The organism is Aeromonas sp. DNRA1, assembly GCF_963888745.1.
Taxonomy (GTDB): Bacteria; Pseudomonadota; Gammaproteobacteria; order Enterobacterales; family Aeromonadaceae; genus Aeromonas; species Aeromonas hydrophila.
In genome coordinates, this window is record NZ_CAWPKQ010000004.1 from 383,169 (window position 1) to 402,148 (window position 18,980).

15 protein-coding genes and 2 pseudogenes are annotated in these 18,980 nt (G+C 64.3%); 12 read left to right on the plus strand and 5 right to left on the minus strand.

Annotated elements, in window-relative coordinates; genetic code table 11:
• The first annotated feature begins 56 nt into the window (after positions 1-56).
• Entirely contained in the window at positions 57-1,370 is a 1,314-nt protein-coding gene (locus AACQ43_RS15540) for a sodium-dependent transporter (RefSeq protein WP_017411099.1), read from the plus strand.
• Positions 1,371-1,393: 23 nt separating this feature from the next.
• Here the strand turns inward: AACQ43_RS15540 and AACQ43_RS15545 are convergent, their stop codons facing one another.
• The 5 genes from AACQ43_RS15545 to AACQ43_RS15565 form a co-directional block, all read right to left on the minus strand.
• Entirely contained in the window at positions 1,394-3,025 is a 1,632-nt protein-coding gene (locus AACQ43_RS15545; protein WP_076361785.1) for a hypothetical protein, read from the minus strand.
• Positions 3,026-3,080: 55 nt separating this feature from the next.
• Positions 3,081-3,866 carry a DUF3142 domain-containing protein gene (locus AACQ43_RS15550; RefSeq protein WP_339354068.1) on the minus strand — a complete coding sequence of 262 codons (786 nt, stop codon included), beginning with the start codon at positions 3,864-3,866 and terminating at the stop codon, positions 3,081-3,083.
• Positions 3,836-5,896 (minus strand): hypothetical protein, encoded by a 2,061-nt coding sequence (locus AACQ43_RS15555; RefSeq protein ID WP_168967807.1) that lies wholly within the window; start codon positions 5,894-5,896, stop codon positions 3,836-3,838. Before AACQ43_RS15555 ends, AACQ43_RS15550 begins: the two co-directional genes overlap by 31 nt.
• A 93-nt stretch (positions 5,897-5,989) precedes the next feature.
• Positions 5,990-6,454, minus strand: a complete 465-nt coding sequence (locus AACQ43_RS15560; protein ID WP_168967808.1) for a hypothetical protein — start codon at positions 6,452-6,454, stop codon at positions 5,990-5,992.
• A 42-nt stretch (positions 6,455-6,496) separates the two neighbouring features.
• On the minus strand, positions 6,497-7,873 hold the full coding sequence (locus AACQ43_RS15565) for an aminotransferase-like domain-containing protein (protein ID WP_076361782.1): 1,377 nt from the start codon (positions 7,871-7,873) through the stop codon (positions 6,497-6,499).
• A gap of 117 nt (positions 7,874-7,990) precedes the next feature.
• Here AACQ43_RS15565 and AACQ43_RS15570 point away from each other — a divergent pair, with 117 nt between their 5' ends.
• The 11 genes and pseudogenes from AACQ43_RS15570 to putP all read left to right on the plus strand — a co-directional run bounded on the left by AACQ43_RS15570 (position 7,991) and on the right by putP (position 18,707).
• Complete coding sequence (locus AACQ43_RS15570) at positions 7,991-8,587, plus strand: LysE family translocator (RefSeq protein WP_076361781.1); 597 nt, start codon at positions 7,991-7,993, stop codon at positions 8,585-8,587.
• Between the two features lie 123 nt (positions 8,588-8,710).
• Positions 8,711-9,301: a LysE family translocator gene (locus tag AACQ43_RS15575; RefSeq protein ID WP_017411093.1), complete on the plus strand. Its 591-nt coding sequence runs from the start codon at positions 8,711-8,713 to the stop codon at positions 9,299-9,301.
• Positions 9,302-9,470: 169 nt separating this feature from the next.
• The gene (locus AACQ43_RS15580) at positions 9,471-10,163 is read left to right on the plus strand and encodes an aspartate/glutamate racemase family protein (RefSeq protein WP_168967809.1); all 693 of its coding nucleotides are present in this window, start codon (positions 9,471-9,473) and stop codon (positions 10,161-10,163) included.
• A 255-nt stretch (positions 10,164-10,418) separates the two neighbouring features.
• Positions 10,419-10,490 (plus strand): annotated as a pseudogene (locus AACQ43_RS22240) (twin-arginine translocation signal domain-containing protein); the annotation flags it as partial.
• Between the two features lie 93 nt (positions 10,491-10,583).
• A pseudogene (locus tag AACQ43_RS15585) lies at positions 10,584-10,991 on the plus strand (multicopper oxidase domain-containing protein); the annotation flags it as partial.
• A gap of 159 nt (positions 10,992-11,150) precedes the next feature.
• A complete protein-coding gene (locus AACQ43_RS15590; protein WP_060390729.1) occupies positions 11,151-12,257 on the plus strand; it encodes a 1-acyl-sn-glycerol-3-phosphate acyltransferase in 1,107 nt (368 codons plus the stop codon).
• A gap of 310 nt (positions 12,258-12,567) precedes the next feature.
• Positions 12,568-13,038 carry a YhcH/YjgK/YiaL family protein gene (locus AACQ43_RS15595; protein WP_168967811.1) on the plus strand — a complete coding sequence of 157 codons (471 nt, stop codon included), beginning with the start codon at positions 12,568-12,570 and terminating at the stop codon, positions 13,036-13,038.
• Positions 13,039-13,212: 174 nt separating this feature from the next.
• On the plus strand, positions 13,213-14,412 hold the full coding sequence (locus AACQ43_RS15600; protein ID WP_043160403.1) for an acetate kinase: 1,200 nt from the start codon (positions 13,213-13,215) through the stop codon (positions 14,410-14,412).
• A 133-nt stretch (positions 14,413-14,545) separates the two neighbouring features.
• Positions 14,546-15,787, plus strand: coding sequence for a mechanosensitive ion channel family protein (locus AACQ43_RS15605; protein ID WP_041216554.1), 1,242 nt, complete (start codon positions 14,546-14,548; stop codon positions 15,785-15,787).
• A 187-nt stretch (positions 15,788-15,974) separates the two neighbouring features.
• Positions 15,975-16,901, plus strand: coding sequence for a L,D-transpeptidase family protein (locus AACQ43_RS15610; RefSeq protein ID WP_146061069.1), 927 nt, complete (start codon positions 15,975-15,977; stop codon positions 16,899-16,901).
• Positions 16,902-17,189: 288 nt separating this feature from the next.
• Positions 17,190-18,707, plus strand: a complete 1,518-nt coding sequence (gene putP / locus AACQ43_RS15615) for a sodium/proline symporter PutP (RefSeq protein WP_011707325.1) — start codon at positions 17,190-17,192, stop codon at positions 18,705-18,707.
• The last annotated feature ends 273 nt before the right edge of the window (positions 18,708-18,980 follow it).

The following is an 18,980-nucleotide window of genomic DNA, read 5'->3' on the forward strand; positions in this document are numbered from 1 at the left end:
CCCCGCCCAGCGCGGTTACCCATGGAGTATCGAATGTTGTCTTGCCCGGAGGTTGTATGAGCCAGGTTCAGTGGTCTTCCCGTATCGGTCATGTGCTGGCAGCCGCCGGTTCGGCGATCGGCCTTGGCGCCATCTGGAAGTTTCCCTATGTGACGGCCACCAACGGCGGCGGTGCCTTCCTGCTGATGTTTCTGCTGTTCAGCTTCACCCTGGGGGTGGCAGTGCTGGTGGGGGAGACCCTGCTCGGCAGCCGCAGCCAGCGCGGGGTGCTCGGTGCCTTCCACAAGCTGGTGGGGCCGAACTGGCGCTGGATGGGGTACATGGGGATCCTGTGCGGCTTCTTCATCTACAGCTTCTACAGCGTGGTGGGCGGCTGGACCGTGGGTTATGCAGCGCTGGCGGTGAGCGGGCAGCTCAACCTGAGCGAGGGTGCGGCGCTGACCGCCTTGTTCAACGGCTATGTCAGCCACCCCTGGTGGCCGGTACTGACCCATCTGGTGTTTGCCGGGCTCACCTGGTGGTTCGTGCAGGGGGGCCTGCAGAAGGGGGTGGAACGGGCGCTGCGCTGGATGATGCCGGCCCTGTTCGTGATGATGATGCTGCTGGTGGTGACTGGCCTCTCCATGCCGGGCGCCATGGCCGGGGTGCGCCAGTTCCTGCTGCCGGACTTCTCCATGCTGACCGGCCAGGGCGTGCTGGACGCGCTGGGGCTGGCCTTCTTCTCCCTTTCCATCGGGCTTGGCGTGCACACCACCTATGGTGCTTACCTGCCGAGCAGCGAGGGCGTGCTGCGCTCCGGCGTCTGGGTCGTGACCCTGGCGAGCCTCATCTCGGTGCTGGCGGGGTTGATGATCTTCCCGGTGCTGGCCTCCACCGGCATCGATCCCACCGCCGGCCCAGGGCTCACCTTTATGACCATGCCGGCGGTGTTCAACCATCTGCCGTTCGGCCAGGGGCTGGCGGTGGTGTTCTTCCTGCTGCTCTTGGTGGCGGCACTCTCCTCCTCCATCTCCATGCTGGAGCACCTGGTGCGCTTCACCACCGAGGAGTGGGGCTGGTCGCGCCGTGGTGCCTGCCGGGTGCTGACCCTGCTGATCATGGCGTCCGGCATTCCGGTCAGCCTGTCGTTCGGCCCCTGGAGCGAGCTGACCCTGTTCGGCAAGACCATCTTCGATCTGCTGGACTACCTCACCTCCAACCTGATGATGCCGCTGTTCGGTCTGGTGCTGACCCTGCTGCTGGGCTGGCGACTGGGTGAGTCCGTGCTGCCCGCCGGTCTGTCGCCGCTGCTGCGCGGCTGCCTGCTCTGGTGCTGGCGGCTGGTGGCGCCGCTGCTGATCGCCGGCATCCTGGTGCGCGGGCTGTTGTAAGCCGTCCGGCCCAGAGGGCCGTGTCAGGCTTGACCGTGCGGGGTGGGGGGCAGCTTGGGGGTTAGATGGGTGCGGATCTGCTGCAGCGTCTTGCGGTACTCCTCGGCGTGATGCTCCATGAAAGAGGCGCTGTGGTTGAGACGCCGCTCCAGCCGATCCACCAGCAGTGCCACCCTGGGGGCGGCCATGCCGGCCGGCCAGCATAGTTGCAGCAACTCCAGCAGTTGCCAGGCATCACCCGGCAGGGCCGGGAACTCCTCCTGCAGGGTCAATGCATACTGCACGGCCAGCTGGTGCTGGCCCGCCGCGCTGGCCCGCTGCCGCTCCTGACGCAGATAGGTCAGTCTGAGCTCGCGCCGCTCCAGCTGTTTCATGAAGTCACTGACGACCTGCTTGAACAGCTGCTGGATCTGCGGGGCCGGGGCGACCCTGGCCTGATACTGGCTGAGCTGGCTCAGGTAGCGTTGGGCGTGGTGGGGCAGGCCGCAGAACTGGCTGACGGCAAAGCCGAGCAGCTGGTTGAGGTGGTTGTCCCGCGCCGTTTCTGGCGGGTGCTTGGCGAGCAGCAACAGGGCCTCGTCGAAGCGGTAGTCCAGGCTCAGCATCAGCGCTCTGAGCAGGGCCTCCTCGTGAGCTAGCAGGGTGACCGCCTGGCTGAGGTAGCGATGCTCCTGCTGCAGGGCGCTGATCCGGGCGGCACTCGGGTAGTGCCAGAGCACCGCCAGACTGGCATTGAGGATGAAGTTATCGATGGATACCCGGAACTTGTGGCCGGAGAAAAAGCGCAGGCTGAGGGCGTTGGCCTGCTCCAGCGCCTTGCCCTCGTCCTTGAGCAGCAGCGCCAGCAGGATGGCTGCCTGGCGCCACTCCGGCAGCCAGGCTTGCCGTTGCAGCAGCTGGTTGAGCACGTCCCAGGCCCCTTCCCATTGCCGCTCGTGCAGCAGACAGGCCAGCGCCAGCTCCAGTTGCAGGGCTGGTGGCAGTCGTTCCCGGTTGCGGGCCAGATCCTTGCGGGCACTCTCCAGCTTGCCAAGACCCAGCAGGGCGTGGATCAGTCCCTTGCGCGGCCACCAGGCGTCGTGTTCCGTGGTGCAGACCGCGTAGTGCTGGGCGGCGTGGAAGTAATTCTGCTGTTGCAGCAGCATGTAACCCTTGATCCTGTCCAGCAGCGGCCCCAGCTCCCGGTACTTCTGCTGTTGATAGAGCAGATCCTCGCACAGGGCGCAGCTTACCTGCCACTCCCTGAGCCGCATCGGGGCGGGCAGGGCCCGGGTCAGCCCGGTCAGCAGCACCAGCTCACGCAAGATGGCAGTCAGTTGATCCGCAGTGAAGGGGATGGCCAGTTGCAGCGGAAAGTAGAGATCCGAGGGAGGATATTGTTGTAAGTCGAGATCTGCATCGAGCAACAGCAGCACGCAGCCCGGCTCAAGCAGGCCCAGGTAGTGGGCCTCCTGCAGCATGCGTATCCCTTCCTGACCCTGATGATGATTCTGGCGGCATATGATCGCATCGAACGGTTGCTGGCGCAGCAGGGTGGGCAGGCTTGCAATCTCCTTGCAGTGGGTCAGCTGGGAGGACGCTATATCCTGCTGGCTGAGCCCCTGGCAGAGCGCCATGCTGAGCATGGTGTCGTCTTCGATCAGGAGGATCTGCATCCTTGGTGCTCCTTGGCTGGTTCAGGCTAGGGACAAGTATGATACCCAAAAGGATTCAAAGAGGGCTTTTTTCCTCTCTTGAGAAGTGTACACCGGTCTGCCTGCTCTGCGCGTTTGTTAATCTTGCCGGGTTGACAAGAAACACCACCACGCCGCCATAGGACGCCGAGTCGGCCAGCCTGCTTTCCCACGTTTGATCCCATTCGCCTCCCTGTACCAGCCCCACCTTGAAGGGCAGGGTCAGCCGCGTCAGCGTCTGCAGGTAGCGCGCGTAGCCCGGCTCGGTGCGGCGGCCGCGATAGGTCTGTACCACCAGCTCGTCGACCACGCCGGCAAGGGCGTTTAGTGTGGCGACGTCGCCGGTGCGGGTCCAGTCCAGCAGGCCGGTGATGCTGATGGCGCAGCCGGCGGGCAGCTGGCTGCGCAGTTTGCGCAGGAAGTCGCCATAGTCCGCCAGCCGGTGGGTGCGGGCATCAAAATCGATCTGGACGCCGCGCACCTCATTGCCTTTGCGCTGCCAGGCCGCCAGCTGGTTGGTCAGGCTCTTGAGCAGGGCCTCATCCCAGTCGAGCCGCTCCACCCGATAGGCGAGCCAGAGCTCCTTTACCGGCAGTTTGCTCGGCGCTATGCCCTGCCCCTGAAAACGCACGGGCTGGCGCGCATCGAGCGGGCCTATCTCCCCCTGATGCAGATAGAGCCGCTCGGCCTGCTGCAGCACCGGCTGGGGCTTGACCCCGGCCCACAGCCAGAACTGGCGGTAGTGGCTCGCCTCGACGGCGGCGCTGGCCTCGGCGCCCAGCAGCGCCAGCATCACCAGTAATATTTGAGCTGCTTGGCCCACTGGCTCGTTCCGTACTGGCGTTTGAGGGTGTTGAACCAGCCCTTGCGCTGGCTGAGGGGGATCTCTTGGCTGCCGCAGCTGTTGTTGCCGCTCGGGGCGTAACAGTTGATGGCGCGGTAGAGGGCGTAGGCCTTCTCCTCCTTGGCGGCCTTGGGGTTGGCGATCACCTGTTGATACCAGTCGAGCCGGCTGCGCAGCTGGCCGGCAAACAGATCCCGGCTGCCCGCCAGGGTGTCGGCGCCCGGCCGCTGCAGGAGCGGATCCCAGTCCAGCCCCTGGCTCAGGAAAAACTCGCCGAGGCAGTTGAGCGCCTTGGGGGATTTGGGGTTGTCCGCCAGGGTGGTGACCACCGCGGTGAGTGCCGGGCACTGATACTCCTGGCTCCCTTGCCAGTCGAACGGAGCGGCCAACGGAGCCAGCGCCAGATCCTGCAGGAAGCCCCGGTAGTCGCCGTGGGTCAGCTGCTTGTAGCGCAGGGTGTGGCCAGCACGCTGGCGCAGGGTGTCGGAGGCCTGCTCATCCTGCACCATGCGGCGCAGCAGCGGGGCCGGCGCCACGTACTCCAGCAGCGGAATGCGGTAGTGATCGCTCTGGATGGGGCTCTCCTTGGCGAACACCAGCTCCAGTCGGCCGGCTCGCTCCAGGGTCATGGCCAGCGCCAGCTGCAGCAGCTGATCCTGCAAGGGGGTGGGCTGGCTGGCGAGCAGGGCGCGCCACTGCTGCTCCGCCTCGGGCAGCGCCTGACTGGCCGCCAGCGCCATGCCCTTGAGCACCTGCTGGCTGAATGCCAGGTTGTCGAGTGGCCCCTTGCCGAGGGCGGGAGCAGCGGCGATGACGGCGGCATAATCCTTGGCGAGATAGTAGCGCTCTGCCTGTTGCAAATAGGCGAGCCAGGCCGGGTTGCTGGCAAACTGGGTGTTCTGCTGCGCGAGCTCGCCGCTTTGCAGCGGTTGCCACTCGTCCCAACTCTCATGCAAACGCAGCCGGCGCAGATCCTGCACCAGGGTCAGCTGCGGCATGGCGGCTGAGCCGGTGAAACCGGGCTGCATCAGCAGCTTGAGGTCGATCTCGTTGAGCAGATCCGGGTTGCCCGGCTGGCGGCTCGCCTGCTGGAACAGGCTGGCCAGCGTCGCCTCGTCCCCCTTGAACCAGGCGAGCCGGCGCAGCAGCCCGTTGGCGGAGTCGAGATAGCGCCCCTCTGGGTAGCGACTGCGATAGTCGGCAATGAACTGCTCGGCGCGTTGCACGGCGGCCTGGTCAATCTGGTTGCGATCCAGGGTGCCCCAGTCATCGAAGGCGCTTTGCTGGGACTGGTTGAGGGCGACCCGGATCCGCATGTAATCCGCCGTCTCTCTCAGCCAGGGCTGATCCTGCCCGGCGAGAGCGGCAAACAGCACATCGGCCTGCGCGAACTCCCCCTGATAGAAGCGTTGGCTGGCGGCCAGGTAGTCGGCAAAGCCCTGACCGGCGACCGACAGCGGTGCGGCCTTGGCCTCCGGCGCCGTTTCGTCTTGCTGGGCGCACTGGCCCAGCATGGCCAGCCGCTGGCGGGCCAGCTGGCTGCGCTCGTCGGCACCCAGCGCCGGGGTGTCGACCAGTGCCTGCAGGAAGGCTTCGGCAGAAACGGGGTTGTTGCTGATGCAGCGCCCCTCGCTCCAGCCGGCGGCCCGCTCCAGGGCGGCCTGGGTGGTGCTCTGCTCGATGCCGAGACCGGCGGCCAGCGCCAGCAGGGGATCCGGCCCGGCGGGGGCCGGCTCGGCTTGGGTCGGGTTGAGCAGGGTCGGGTTGAGCAGATCCTCGATGGCGAAGGGCAGCGGCAATGGCGCCTTGGGCAGCGAGAAAGCCTGCTCATCGGCCAGCAGCAGTGCCAGGTTGGTGCGGGTGTCGTTGTCGGGGGAGAGGAACGGCAGCCCGTTCAGATGGCACTGGGCGGCGGTCAGTTGCAGGGTGAGTGGCGTCTCGCAGCCATCCGGGCCGCAGGCCAGGGCGGGCAGGCTGCACAGGGCCAGCCACAGGGGAGTCAGTTTCATGGGCGCTTCCAGCAGGAGTCGGGATGCTGGCACGCTACAAGATGCCTTCGCCCCTTTCAACTGACCATAGGGGCAGGTAGGCCGCCAGCGGGCTTACTGCAGACCGGGCCCTTTGGCCGAAAAGGGGCAGTCGCGCTGCTGGAGCAGTTGCTCCCCCGAGCCCGCCGCCCCCTGCCAGTGCAGGGCGAGCTGACCGAGGCGGCCCAGGTGGCGCAGCTCGAATTCGTAGCGCAGGCAGGGTTCGGTGAGGGGCAGGCTGGCCATGCCGGCCGGCAGCCGGTAGTCGTAGCGCAGCAGGGGGCCATCTGTCAGCGTGCTGCGGCTGGGCAGCAGCCCTTCCGCCGTGGGGACGGGGGTGCTCAGCCGGCGGCGCAGGCTGAGGGGGGCATCGATCGCCTTCTGGTAGTGCAGGCCATTCATGGCCGCCAGCTCCTCCTCCAGCCGTTGCAACTCCCCCTCCAGCCCGCTCAGCGCGGCTCCCAGCTGTTGATGAGCGGGGGCGGCGCAGCCCCCCAGCAGCAGGGTGAGGAGCAACAAGGGGGCGCGGGTCGGGTGCATGGGCTCTCCTTTGAGCGCACGGATGGGCTGGGCCGGGGCTGACTATAGCAGGGTATTGGTGGGCGGCGCGGCGCGCAGCAGGCCGGCGAGCCGCTCCAGCCCCTCGGCGACGCGGGCGTCGGTGGCTGGCTGGCTCAGGCTCAGCCGCACTCCCTGCGGGGCGGCGAACTGGCCGGCGGCGAAGTGTTCCCCGCTGGCCACGCCGACGTCAAGGGCGTTGGCGGCCTCGGCGAACTCCTGGCTGCGCCAGGGCTCCGGCAGCGGCAGCCAGGCGTGCATGGAGCCCGCCTGCCAGCAGGCCCCCGGCAGCAGGTGGCGCAGCAGCTCGCCGCGACGTGCCAGGATCTGCCGCTGCTGTTCGACCAATGGCATTATCTGGCGCTGGCTCACCAGCTTGCAGGCCAGCTCGATGAGCAGCGGGCTCACCATCCAGCTCGACAGCCGCATCGCTTGGGCGAAGGCACCGCGCAGGGCCGGCGGGGTCAGCACGAAGCCAACCCGCAGGCCGCCACAGGCGATCTTGGCCAGGCTGCCCAGATAGATGACTCGTTCCGGCGCCAGGTTGACCATCGCCGTCACCGGTTGCTGGGGCAGCAGGCCGTTGACGTCGTCCTCGATGATCAACAGGTCGTGGCGACGGGCGATGGCGACGATGGCCTCGCGCCGCGCCAGGCTCATGGTGGCGGTGGTGGGATTTTGCAGGGTGGGGGTGAGGTAGAGCAGCTTGGCACGGCGGGTACGGCAGGCCGCCTCCAGCGCATCTGGCAACAGCCCCTCTGCGTCCATCGCCAGTCCCACCACCTGGTTCTTCAGCTGACGGGCGTTGCCCAGCATGCCGGGGTAGCTAAGCCCTTCGCAGAACAGGGTCTCCCCCACGCAGCCGGTGGCCAGCAGGGAGAGCATGATGCCGTGCTGGGCGCCGTGGCTGAACAGCAGATACTCCTCGCTGCCCGCCACCCCTTGTTCGGTCAGCCAGTCGATAAAGAGCTGGCGCTGGTTCGGCTGGCCCGCCTCCTTGTGATAGCCAAGCAGGGGATTGAGATCCCCGTCCGCCACTTCCGCCAGCATGGGGCGGATGATGGCGGCCCGATCCAGCTGCACCGGCAGGTTCTGCCACAACTCGATGCGGTGCCCCTCCTCCTTGCGGATCACCCAGGCGTTGGCCGGATCCTCATGCTCCCCCTTGACCCAGGTGCCGTGGCCTACCCGGGCGGCCAGCAGCCCGCGCCGCTCCGCTTCGCCATAGGCGCGGGTGACGGTGCCGACGGTGACGCCCAGCTTGTCCGCCAGCGCCCTGTGGGTGGGCAGCCGTGTCTCGGGCGGCAGGGTGCCGTCCTGAATGGCCTGCTCGATGGCCTTCACCAGTTTGAGGTAGAGGGGGCCGGCGAAGGGGGTGAGGTCCGGGGTCCAGATTGTCATGGTGACAATAAATCCATTGATCGAAATGTATCGGCAATATAGCGTGAATTTGAACCCTATAACAACCAAAAGTGGCACATTGTATCGATACAATGTGCGCAGTTCAGGAGTACAAAAATGACGATCGAATGGTATGCCACCCTGTTTGGCTTTGCGTTGCTCACCTGTGGCACGCCGGGCCCCAACAACCTCATGCTGACCGCATCCGGCGCCAACTTCGGGGTGCGCCGCACCCTGCCCCATCTGATCGGTGTCGTGGTGGGACAACCCGTCCTGCAACTGGTGCTGGCGCTGGGGCTCTATCCCCTGTTCGAGCGTTGGCCGCTGCTCAAGCTGAGCTTGCAGGTGCTGGGCAGCCTCTATTTGCTGTGGCTGGCATGGCGCATCGCGGTGGCCGGCGCCCCCGGCGATCCGGAACGACGTTCGCGCCCGCTGACCCTGCTGGAGGGGCTGGGCTTCCAGTTCCTCAACCCCAAGGCCTGGATGATGGGGATCTCCGCCATCAGTCTGTTCAGTCTGCCGGGCAGTGCTTACTGGCCGAGTCTGTGGGGCATCATGGCCGTCTTCCCCATGGCGGGATTGCCAGTCTGCTTTGCCTGGGTGCTGTTCGGTCATCAGCTCAGTCGCTGGATCAACACCGACACAGGCTGGCGCCGCCTCAACGGCAGCCTGGGGGCGCTGACTGCGCTCTGCGTGGTGATGCTCTGGTACTGAGTGCCGCCAGGGGCCGCATAAAGATGCGAAGAAAGTGCATTTACGGCCTTGTCTGACGGGCACCGGCTCTGCATATTAGAAGGCTTGTCGCCGAGTCGGCCCCTGCATCATCAAGAGGTTGAGATGGATCTAAACTGGTTGCTTCCCCTGGCGGGCTTTGCCCTCATCACTTGCGGTACGCCGGGCCCCAACAACATGCTGCTCACCAGTGCCGGTGCGGCCCAGGGCTTTCGCCGCAGCGTGCCCCTGCTGGTGGGAGTGGTGGGGGGGATCAACCTGATGATCCTGGCCACGGCGCTGGGGCTGGGGGTGATGTTCGAGCAGCTGCCGCTGCTGCACGACGGGCTCAAGCTCATCGGCTCGGCCTACCTGCTCTGGCTGGCCTGGAAGGTGGCGACCGCCAGCGGCCCGGCCGAGGGCAACCGGCCGCTCATCCCGGCCCATCAGGGAGCCATGCTGCAGCTGCTCAACCCCAAGGCGTGGATGATGGCGCTCTCCGCCATCAGCGGTTTCACCCTGGCGGGGGAGGCCTACTGGCCCTCCGCCATCTGGGTGCTCGGCATCTTCTTCGTGACCGGCCTCTATACCGGGGCCTTCTGGGTGCTGTTCGGTGCCCAGGTGCGCCGCCTCATTCGCACCGCCAGAGGCTGGCGTCGTTTCAATCTCGGCATGGGGGTCGCCACGGCGGCCTGCGTGCTGATGATCTGGATTTAGTCCGGGCCTTCGCCCGGGCCTTTACCGGCTGTCTTGTTGGCCCTGCGGGGCCTTTTTTATTCACGGGGCGGTGCGATGACGCGCGCCGCCCTCAGGTTGATTTGCACAATGGTGTACACGATCGTTTTGCACGATTGATTCACACGATCGGCTTACACAAGGAGGTCCCATGAAATGTATCGGTCTGCTGGGTGGCATGAGCTGGGAGTCCACCGTCAGCTACTATCAGGCGCTCAACCGGGGCGTGCGCGAGCGGCTGGGCGGCCTGCACTCGGCGCGGGTGCTGCTGAGCAGCGTCGACTTTGCCGAGGTAGAACGGTTGCAGCACATCGGCGACTGGCCCGCCACCGCCCGTCTGTTGGCGGCCGAGGCGCGGGCCATCCAGGCCGGCGGCGCCGATTTTCTGCTTATCGGCACCAACACCATGCACAAGGTAGCGCCCGAGATCGAGGCCGCCATCGACATCCCGCTGCTCCATATCGCCGATGCCACCGCGCGTCAGCTGCAAGCGGACGGGATCCAAAGGGTCGGCCTGCTCGGCACCCGTTTCACCATGGAGCAGGATTTCTACCAGGGGCGCTTGCAGAACAAATTCGGGCTGGAGGTGCTGGTGCCCGGCGAGGCGCAGCGGGAGCGGGTACACCGTATCATCTATGACGAGCTGTGCCTTGGCGACATTCGCGAGGCATCGCGGGCCGAGTATCTGGCAATCATCGCCGCGCTGGCCGACGCGGGAGCCCAGGCGGTGATCCTCGGCTGCACCGAGATAGCCCTGCTGGTGGGGGAGGCCGAGGCCGCGGTGCCGCTCTACGATACCACTGCCATTCATGCAGAGGCAGCGGTGAGCCTGGCGCTGGCTTGACGATCATGGCTCTGCTGGCAAGCAGGTGGGGCAGATAGTGGGTTGGAATATGCCGGCGCCACGGTGCCGCTCTACGACGCAACCACCGCCATCCACGCCGAGGCGGCAGTCACTCTGGCGCTGGCTTGACGACCATGGCTCTGCTGGCAAACGGATAAGCCAGACATTGTCCGGTTGCCGGTTCGGCAGGGCTTGACCTTGCCGCAGGGTTGCTGCTTAGGCTGAAGGTCCGCTTTGGCCAACGAGGAACGACTCATGCAGCGCCGCGATTTTCTCAAATTCTCCACCGCCGTCGGTATCGCCGGCGCCTTGCCCTGGTGGGGTCGGGTGGTTGCCGCCGAGCGCCCAGCCCTGCCGATTCCTGCGCTGCTGGAGGCGGACGCCAGCGGCGTGTTCCTGCTCAAGGCCCAACCGGGCGAGATGCAGCACGACACCATGGCCGGGATGCAGGAGGACAAGGGCAGTGCCAGGCCGCTGGTTCTGCACGGCGGCAACCGCATCAACGGCCAGGCCTTCGCCATGAACGACCCGCAGTTTGCGGTCAAGCGCGGCCGTACCGAGCGCTGGATCATCTCGGGGGAGGGGGACATGATGCTGCACCCCTTCCATATCCATGGCACTCGCTTCCGGATCCTGAGCGAGAACGGTCAGCCGGTGGCCCCCCATCGCGCCGGCTGGAAGGATATCGTCAAGGTGGAGGGCGGGCGCAGTGAGGTGCTGGTACGTTTCGATCACACGGCGCCCAGGGAGCGGGCCTACATGGCCCACTGCCATCTGCTGGAGCACGAAGATACCGGCATGATGCTCTCGTTCACGGTGGAAGAGTAAAAAGAATGGTCCGAACGGGGCCATTTGTTCATTTCACTGGTCAGATCTCACTATCTACGCACGCCACATACCCCTCGGCATAAAAGCGTGTAAAATTGCGCCCTGAATTTTCCGGCCAGCGCGCGCTGGCCGCGACTCCTTACCTGCAAGGCTGACACTGTGACTGAAGTAGATAGATTCGCGGACATTCGCCCCTACCGCGATGAGGAAGTGCCGGCAGCCATCGAACGGCTGATCCGGGATGATGAATTTGTCGGCGCCATCGCCAAGTATCGTTTCGGCTCCCTGATGAGCTGGCTGGGCTGGGCCATCCGCCCGTTGATCCGCCAGTTCCTGCGCTACAAGTGGTCCAAGGTGACCACCATCCATCAGGTGCAGATGGGGGTGACCCGCTACATGAGCCGGATGATCGCCACCTCCACCCAGGGGGTGACCTTCTCCGGGCTCGAGCATCTGAAGAAGGAGCAGGGCTACCTGTTCGTCTCCAACCACAGGGACATCGCCATGGATCCGGCGTTCGTCAACTGGGGGCTGCACACCCATGGGTTCGATACCGTGCGCATTGCCATCGGCGACAACCTGCTGCGCAAACCCTGCGCCACCGAGCTGATGAAGCTCAACAAGAGCTTCATCGTCAAGCGCTCCGCCAAGGGGCCGCGGGAGATGATGAAGGCGCTCGGCGAGCTGTCGGCCTACATCGGCCAGTCGGTGCACGAAGGCCACTCCATCTGGATTGCCCAGAAGGAAGGGCGCGCCAAGAACGGCGATGACAAGACAGATCCGGCCATCCTCAAGATGTTCTACGTGGACGGCAAGAAGCAGAAGATCGAGTTCGTCGACTACATGCGCAGCCTCAATATCGTGCCGGTCAGCATCAGCTACGAGCTGGATCCCACCGACAAGGCCAAGGCGCGCGAGCTGTACGAGAAGTCGGTCAACGGCAGCTACGAGAAGGGCGAGTTCGAAGACATCGAGAGCATTGTCGCCGGCATCGTCGGCCAGAAGGGGAGGGTACATGTCTCCTTCGGTGCCCCCATCACCGAGGGCTTCAGCGATCCGGACGAGCTGGCTGCGCTGATCGACAAGGCTATCTGGGGCAACTACCGCCTCTTCCCGGGCAACTACCTGGCTGCCGATGTGGCAGGCAAGGCCAACACCATCGAGCAGGCTGCCTTCCTGAGCCGTCAGTCGGAGGTGCCGGAAGAGCACAAGGCCATCTGGCGCGCCATGTACGCCAAGCCGGTGGAGAACGCCGGCAAGGCTTGAATGGCACCGGTTATCACCGGGTAATGCGAAAAAAACGGGAGCAGATGCTCCCGTTTTTGCGTCTGGTCAAAGTCGACGGTGCTGGAGTAGTGAATAATATTGTTTCAGCTGGTACGATCACTGGGCGAACGCGCTTGCGCCTCTTGGCAAGCCGCGGATGAGTGTGTAACAGTGCACTCATCCCGCTTGATACGAGCAAATGCTCTATCTCTGTCTGCACGGATTGCAGGCGGTGTGACACAAGGACCTCAACAGGGTCCTTTTTCATTTTGCGGCTAAGATGTCGCCTGAATACACCTAAGGAAGCGCCATGATCACCGGCAGTCTGAACACCCTGCAGCGCACGCCGCTACCCGCCCCGCTGGACCGCATCATGGTCGAGGTGGTGCAAAGCGTCGAACAGTGGCTGCAGGCGCCGCTTGGCAAGCAGGAGATCGACGGTCTCACGCTGTTCTGCCTGGTGAGCGAAGAACTGACCGAGCCGGCCGCGGATCGCCGTGGCGAGTTCCATCAGCAGTATCTGGACATCCAGCTGTTGCTGCGTGGCGAAGAGTGGATCGGGGTCGGGCCCCATGGCTATGTTGCCGAGGGCGCCGATCATCCCCATCCCGACCTCTGGTTCGTCGAGGACGAACAGACCTGTTATCTGGCCTTGCAGCCCGGCGACTTCGCCATCTTCTGGCCGGGAGAACTGCATCGCCCCCTCTGTACCCCCAACCAGCCGGCTCAGGTGAAGAAGCTGGTGGTCAAGGTGCACCGGGATCTGCTGGCCGGCCTGTGACCGCTGGCGCAGCCTGGCTGAGACGAGTGCCCGGAACCATCCGGATTTGCACTTAACATATTGAAAAATTGGGCGCACTTTCCTGCGACCATAAGCCCCCGGCAGGGGAATCCCATCCACTTTGGATGACACGACACTGTCGGCATAAAGCCGAAGCACAGGAAGATGTAGAACATGAGCAAGTTGGTATTGATCCTTAACTGCGGTAGCTCTTCCCTGAAATTTGCCGTAATGGACGCCGAAACAGGTGAGGACATGCTGTCCGGCCTGGCCGAATGCTTCAATCTGGATGATGCACGTATCAAATGGAAACTCCACGGGGTCAAGGGCGAAGCCATGCTGGGCGCGGGCGCCGCGCACCAGGAGGCCCTCGACCACATCGTGGGTCACATCCTGCCGCAGGATCCGACCCTGGCCGAGCAGCTGGTGGCCATCGGTCACCGCATCGTGCACGGTGGCGAGCAGTTCTCCCGTTCCGTTCGCATCGATGACGGCGTGATTGCCGGCATCGAAGCCGCCATTCCGTTCGCTCCCCTGCACAACCCGGCGCACCTGATCGGCATCCGTGCCGCACTCAAGGTGTTCCCGGCGCTGGCAGAGAAGAACGTGGCCGTGTTCGACACCGCCTTCCACCAGACCCTGCCTGAGGAAGCCTACCTCTACGCGCTGCCCTACAAGCTCTACAAAGAGAACGGCATCCGTCGTTACGGCGCCCATGGCACCTCCCACCGCTTCATCGCGGAAGAGACCGCCAAGGCGCTGGGCAAGCCGCTCTCCGAGCTCAACATCATCAACTGCCACCTGGGTAACGGCGCCTCCGTCTGCGCCATCCGTGGCGGCGAATCCGTCGACACCTCCATGGGCCTGACCCCGCTGGAAGGGCTGGCGATGGGCACCCGCTCCGGCGACATAGACCCCGCCGTGGTCTTCTTCATGCACGACCAGCTCGGTTACAGCGTGGAGCAGATCAACCACACCCTGACTCGCGAGTCCGGCCTGCTGGGCATGACCGAGGCGAGCAGCGACTGCCGCTACGTCACCACCAACTACGCCACCGATGCCGGTGCCAAGCGCGCGCTGGACGTGTTCACCTACCGGGTGGCCAAGTATGTCGGCGCCTACGCTGCCGCCATGGATGGTCGTCTGGACGCCCTGGTGTTCACCGGCGGCATCGGTGAAAACGCCGCCATGGTACGCGAGATGGTGCTGGCCCGTCTGGCCCTGTTCGGCTTCAAGATCGACAAGGAAGCCAACAACGCCGCGGTGCTGGGTGGTGAAGGCCCCATCACGGCCGAAGGCAGCCGCCTGGCGCTGGTGATGCCCACCAACGAAGAGCTGGTCATCGCCCGCGATGCCCTGAGCCTGGTCGGCTAACGCCCCCTCGCTCCCAGACAACGCCCGGCCCCTGCCGGGCGTTGTCGTTTGTGGCGGCCGTGGCGCCGGCTGTCATTTGACATGGGGTGGCAGATACGTACCCTGACCGCAGTTTCACGCACAGGAGGATGGGATGAAGGAGATGTTTTTTCGCTGGCTGGCCGGGCTCGGGCTGGAGGTAACCGGCATGATGGGGCTAGTGATCGCTCTGGGCTTTATCGTGCTCACCTCGCTGTTGCTGCACATGCTGCTGCACCGGGTGCTGCTGGTGCGGCTGGTGGGGGTGCTCGGCAAGACCAAGCAGGTGTGGCTGCCGCCCCAGCTGCAGCAGCGGCTGTTCTACCGGCTCGCCTTCGTGCTGCAGGGGGCCGTGCTGCTCGGCCAGGCCGAGATCTGGCTGCCACGCAACTCCGACAGCCTGCAACTGATCGAGATGGTGGCCCAGCTCTGGATCCTGCTGTTCCTGCTGCTTTCCCTGTTTGCCCTGCTCGACTGCATGCTGTCGGTGAGCCGCTATACCCGGCTCGGGCGGGATCTGCCCCTGCGCGGTATCTTCCAGGGGGTGAAGCTGGTGGGCAGCATACTGGTCGGCATCCTGATGATCGCCCTGCTGCTCGGCAAGTCGCCGCTGTTCCTGTTCAGCGGTCTGGGTGCCATGACCGCAGTGCTGATGTTGGTGTTCAAGGACCCCATCCTCGGGCTGGTGGCCGGCATCCAGCTCTCCGCCAACCGGATGCTGAGCGTCGGTGACTGGCTGCAGATGGACAAGTACGGCGCCGACGGCGAGGTGACCGACATCGGTCTCACCACGGTCAAGGTGTCGAACTGGGACAAGACCATCACCACCATCCCCACCTATGCCCTCATCTCCGACTCCTTCAAGAACTGGCAGGGGATGACGGAGTCGGGTGGTCGGCGCATCAAGCGCAGCGTCAACATCGACATGACCAGCGTGCGCTTCCTGACGGTGGACGAGCAGCTGCAGCTCAAGCAGGCCCAGCTGCTGGCGCCCTATCTGAGCCGCAAGGAGCAGGAGCTGAGCGCCTACAACCAGCAGTTGAGCGACGCCATCAGCTGCCCCATCAACGGCCGCCACCTCACCAACCTCGGCACCCTGCGCGCCTATCTGGACGCCTACCTGCGCGCCCACCCCGGCATTCGCAAGGACATGACCCTGATGGTGCGCCAGCTGGCTCCGACTTCGGACGGCCTGCCGCTGGAGATCTACTGCTTCACGGCGACCACCGCCTGGGCCGATTACGAAGGGATCCAGGCCGACATTTTCGACCACATCTTTGCCATCATTGAGCAATTTCATCTGCGGTTGCACCAATCTCCCACAGGTTACGATATGCGCGCCTGGCAAAAGGGATAAACCACCGACCGGCAGGGACTGGCGGCGGATAAAAAAAGCGATATTAATCGCTGACCCGCCGCCACTTGTCAGTTGAAATTTGCCCGGCAGAGGAGAAAAATGGCGGCCTTCTCTTCGCCCCCCGGATCGCCCGCCGTTCCCGGGTCAGCCCAGAGTCTTGAACCACGTCATCCATTACAGGAAAGTTATGAAGCTCCTCCACACTACTGCGGCCGCGCTGTGCTGCAGCCTCCTCTTGGGCGCCGCGCCTGCGCTCGCTGTTGAATACGCCCTGCCTGCGGCCAACAGCCGCCTGGTGGGTGAAAATCTGGAATACGTGGTCCCGGCCGAAGAAAACGGCCAGCCGCTGGAGGCCGCCGCCGCCAAATTCCAGCTGGGGCTGACCAACATGCTGGAGGCCAACCCCAAGGCGGATCCCCTGCTGCTGCAGACCGGCGAGAAGCTGATCGTGCCGCACCAGCTGATCCTGCCGGATGCGCCCCGTGAAGGCATCGTGCTGAACGTGGCCGAGATGCGCCTCTACTACTACCCGAAAGGCAGGAAGGTGGTGGAAGTGCTGCCCATCGGCATCGGCCAGCTCGGTACCGATACCCCGGAAAACTGGGTGACCAGCGTGCAGCGCAAGAAGGCGGGCCCGACCTGGACCCCGACCGCCAAGATGCATGCCGAATATGCCGCCCGTGGCGAGAGCCTGCCGGCAGTATGGCCGGCAGGCCCGGACAACCCCATGGGGCTGTTCGCGCTCTACATCGGCAAGATGTACGCCATCCACGGCACCAACGCCCAGTTCGGCATCGGCCTGCGGGTGAGTCACGGCTGCGTGCGCCTGCGCAACGACGACATCGAGTACCTGTTCAAGAAGGTACCGGTCGGTACCCGCGTGCAGTTCGTCAACCAGCCGATCAAGGCCAGTGTCGAGCCGGATGGCCGCCGCTACCTGGAAGTGCATCAGCCGCTCTCCCGCAATCAGGAGGAGTTCAACTCCAGCCTGCCTGCGCCGCTGCCGATGACCCCGGCGGTGACCCGCTTCATTGCCCACGCCGACAGCGATTCCCAGCTGGTCAAGCAGGCGCTGGAGCAGCGCAGCGGCATGCCGATCGCGATCAATCGCTGATTGGCACCTGCCGAGATGGCCCCGACCTCTGGTCGGGGCTTTTTTTTGCGGCCGTGGCGGGGCTCTGCCACTGATCGTGCCCGGCGGATAAGCAGTTGCTGCGTCAGGATAAAATCTGGCGGAACGGGGCAAAGCTGGTCTGTTGGTTAAAGATGAAACGTTTATATTGTGTTTTCTGTTTGTTAAAAAAGGTTGAGGTCATGGGATCTGCTGATTAAGCTAGGGCGGTTTTTTTAAGGAAGAGCCCGTCGTCAGAACGGGTACACACGTCACATAACGGAGTTTTGAATGACAGCCAGCACACCCATGCTCATCACCTTTCTGGTGTACATCCTCGGGATGGTCCTGATCGGCTTTATCGCCTATCGCGCCACCCGCAACTTTGACGACTACATTCTCGGCGGCCGCCGGATGGGGAGCTGGGTGACCGCCCTCTCCGCCGGCGCCTCCGACATGAGCGGCTGGCTCCTGATGGGCCTGCCGGGCGCCGTCTTCATCGGCGGCATCTCCGAGAGCTGGATCGCCATCGGCCTCACCCTGGGTGCCTACCTCAACTGGCGCTGGGTCGCCGGCCGGCTGCGGGTGCATACCGAGAAGAACCGCAATGCCCTGACCCTGCCGGACTACTTCACCTACCGTTTCGAGGACAAGAGCCGGGTGCTGCGCATCCTCTCCGCCCTGGTGATCCTGCTGTTCTTCACCATCTACTGCGCCTCCGGCGTGGTGGCTGGTGCCCGCCTGTTCGAGAGCACCTTCGGCATGAGCTATGACACCGCCCTCTGGGTCGGTGCCGCGGCCACCATCACCTACACCTTCTTCGGCGGCTTCCTCGCGGTGAGCTGGACCGATACGGTGCAGGCCACCCTGATGATCTTCGCCCTGATCCTCACCCCGGTGTTCGTCATCATCGCGGTGGGCGGCATCGACACCGCCATGGTGCAGGTGGCTGCGCAGAACGCCAGCAACCTCGACATGTTCAAGAACCTGGACTTCATCGCCATCATCTCGCTGATGGCCTGGGGCCTGGGTTACTTCGGGCAGCCCCACATCCTGGCGCGCTTCATGGCGGCGGATTCCCACCACTCCATGGCCAATGCCCGTCGCATCAGCATGACCTGGATGGTGCTCTGCCTGGGTGGCGCCGTGGCCATCGGCTTCTTCGGCCTGGCCTACTTCTCCACCTTCACCGAACAGGCGGCCGGCGTCACCGGCAACCCGGAGCGGGTCTTCATCGAGCTCTCCAAGATCCTGTTCAACCCCTGGATTGCCGGTGTGCTGCTCTCCGCCATCCTGGCGGCGGTAATGAGTACCCTCAGTTGCCAGCTGCTGGTCTGCTCCAGCGCCATCACCGAGGATCTCTACAAGCCGTTCCTGCGCAAGAACGCCTCCCAGCAGGAGCTGGTGTGGGTGGGCCGTGCCATGGTGCTGGTGATTGCGCTCATCGCCATCGCCGTCGCCATGAACCCGGAGAACCGGGTGCTGGGGCTGGTGAGCTACGCCTGGGCCGGCTTTGGTGCCGCCTTCGGCCCCGTGGTGCTGCTCTCCGTGCTCTGGTCGCGGATGACCCGCAACGGCGCCCTGGCGGGCATGCTGGTGGGCGCCCTGACCGTCATCGTCTGGAAGCAGTTCGGTTGGCTGGGGCTCTATGAAATCATCCCTGGCTTCCTCTTCTCCGGACTCGCCATTGTGGTGTTCAGCCTGCTGGACAAGGCCCCTTCCAAGGCCATGCTGGAGCGCTTCGACGACGCCGAGCGCGAGTTCCAGACCCCGCCGGATGCGCTGGGTCAGCCGGTTACGGTCAACTGAGTTGGATGGTTTACATAACAAAAAGCCCCGCATAGCGGGGCTTTTTTATATGGTATTTGGAAGGGGGGAGAACTCCCTACGCCAGCAAACGGAAATAGGTCAGGGCGAGAATGTAGATTGAAATTGGCACGGTAGTAAAAATATTTCTGGAGTGAGTTAAAGTAAGGCCCTGGCTCTAAGCTGGTGTCAGGTGATAGCTATATTTTTCATTCGGGTTGTTTGTGACTGCTTTCATTAACTCAGAACTATAATAAACCACCAAACCGATTGATA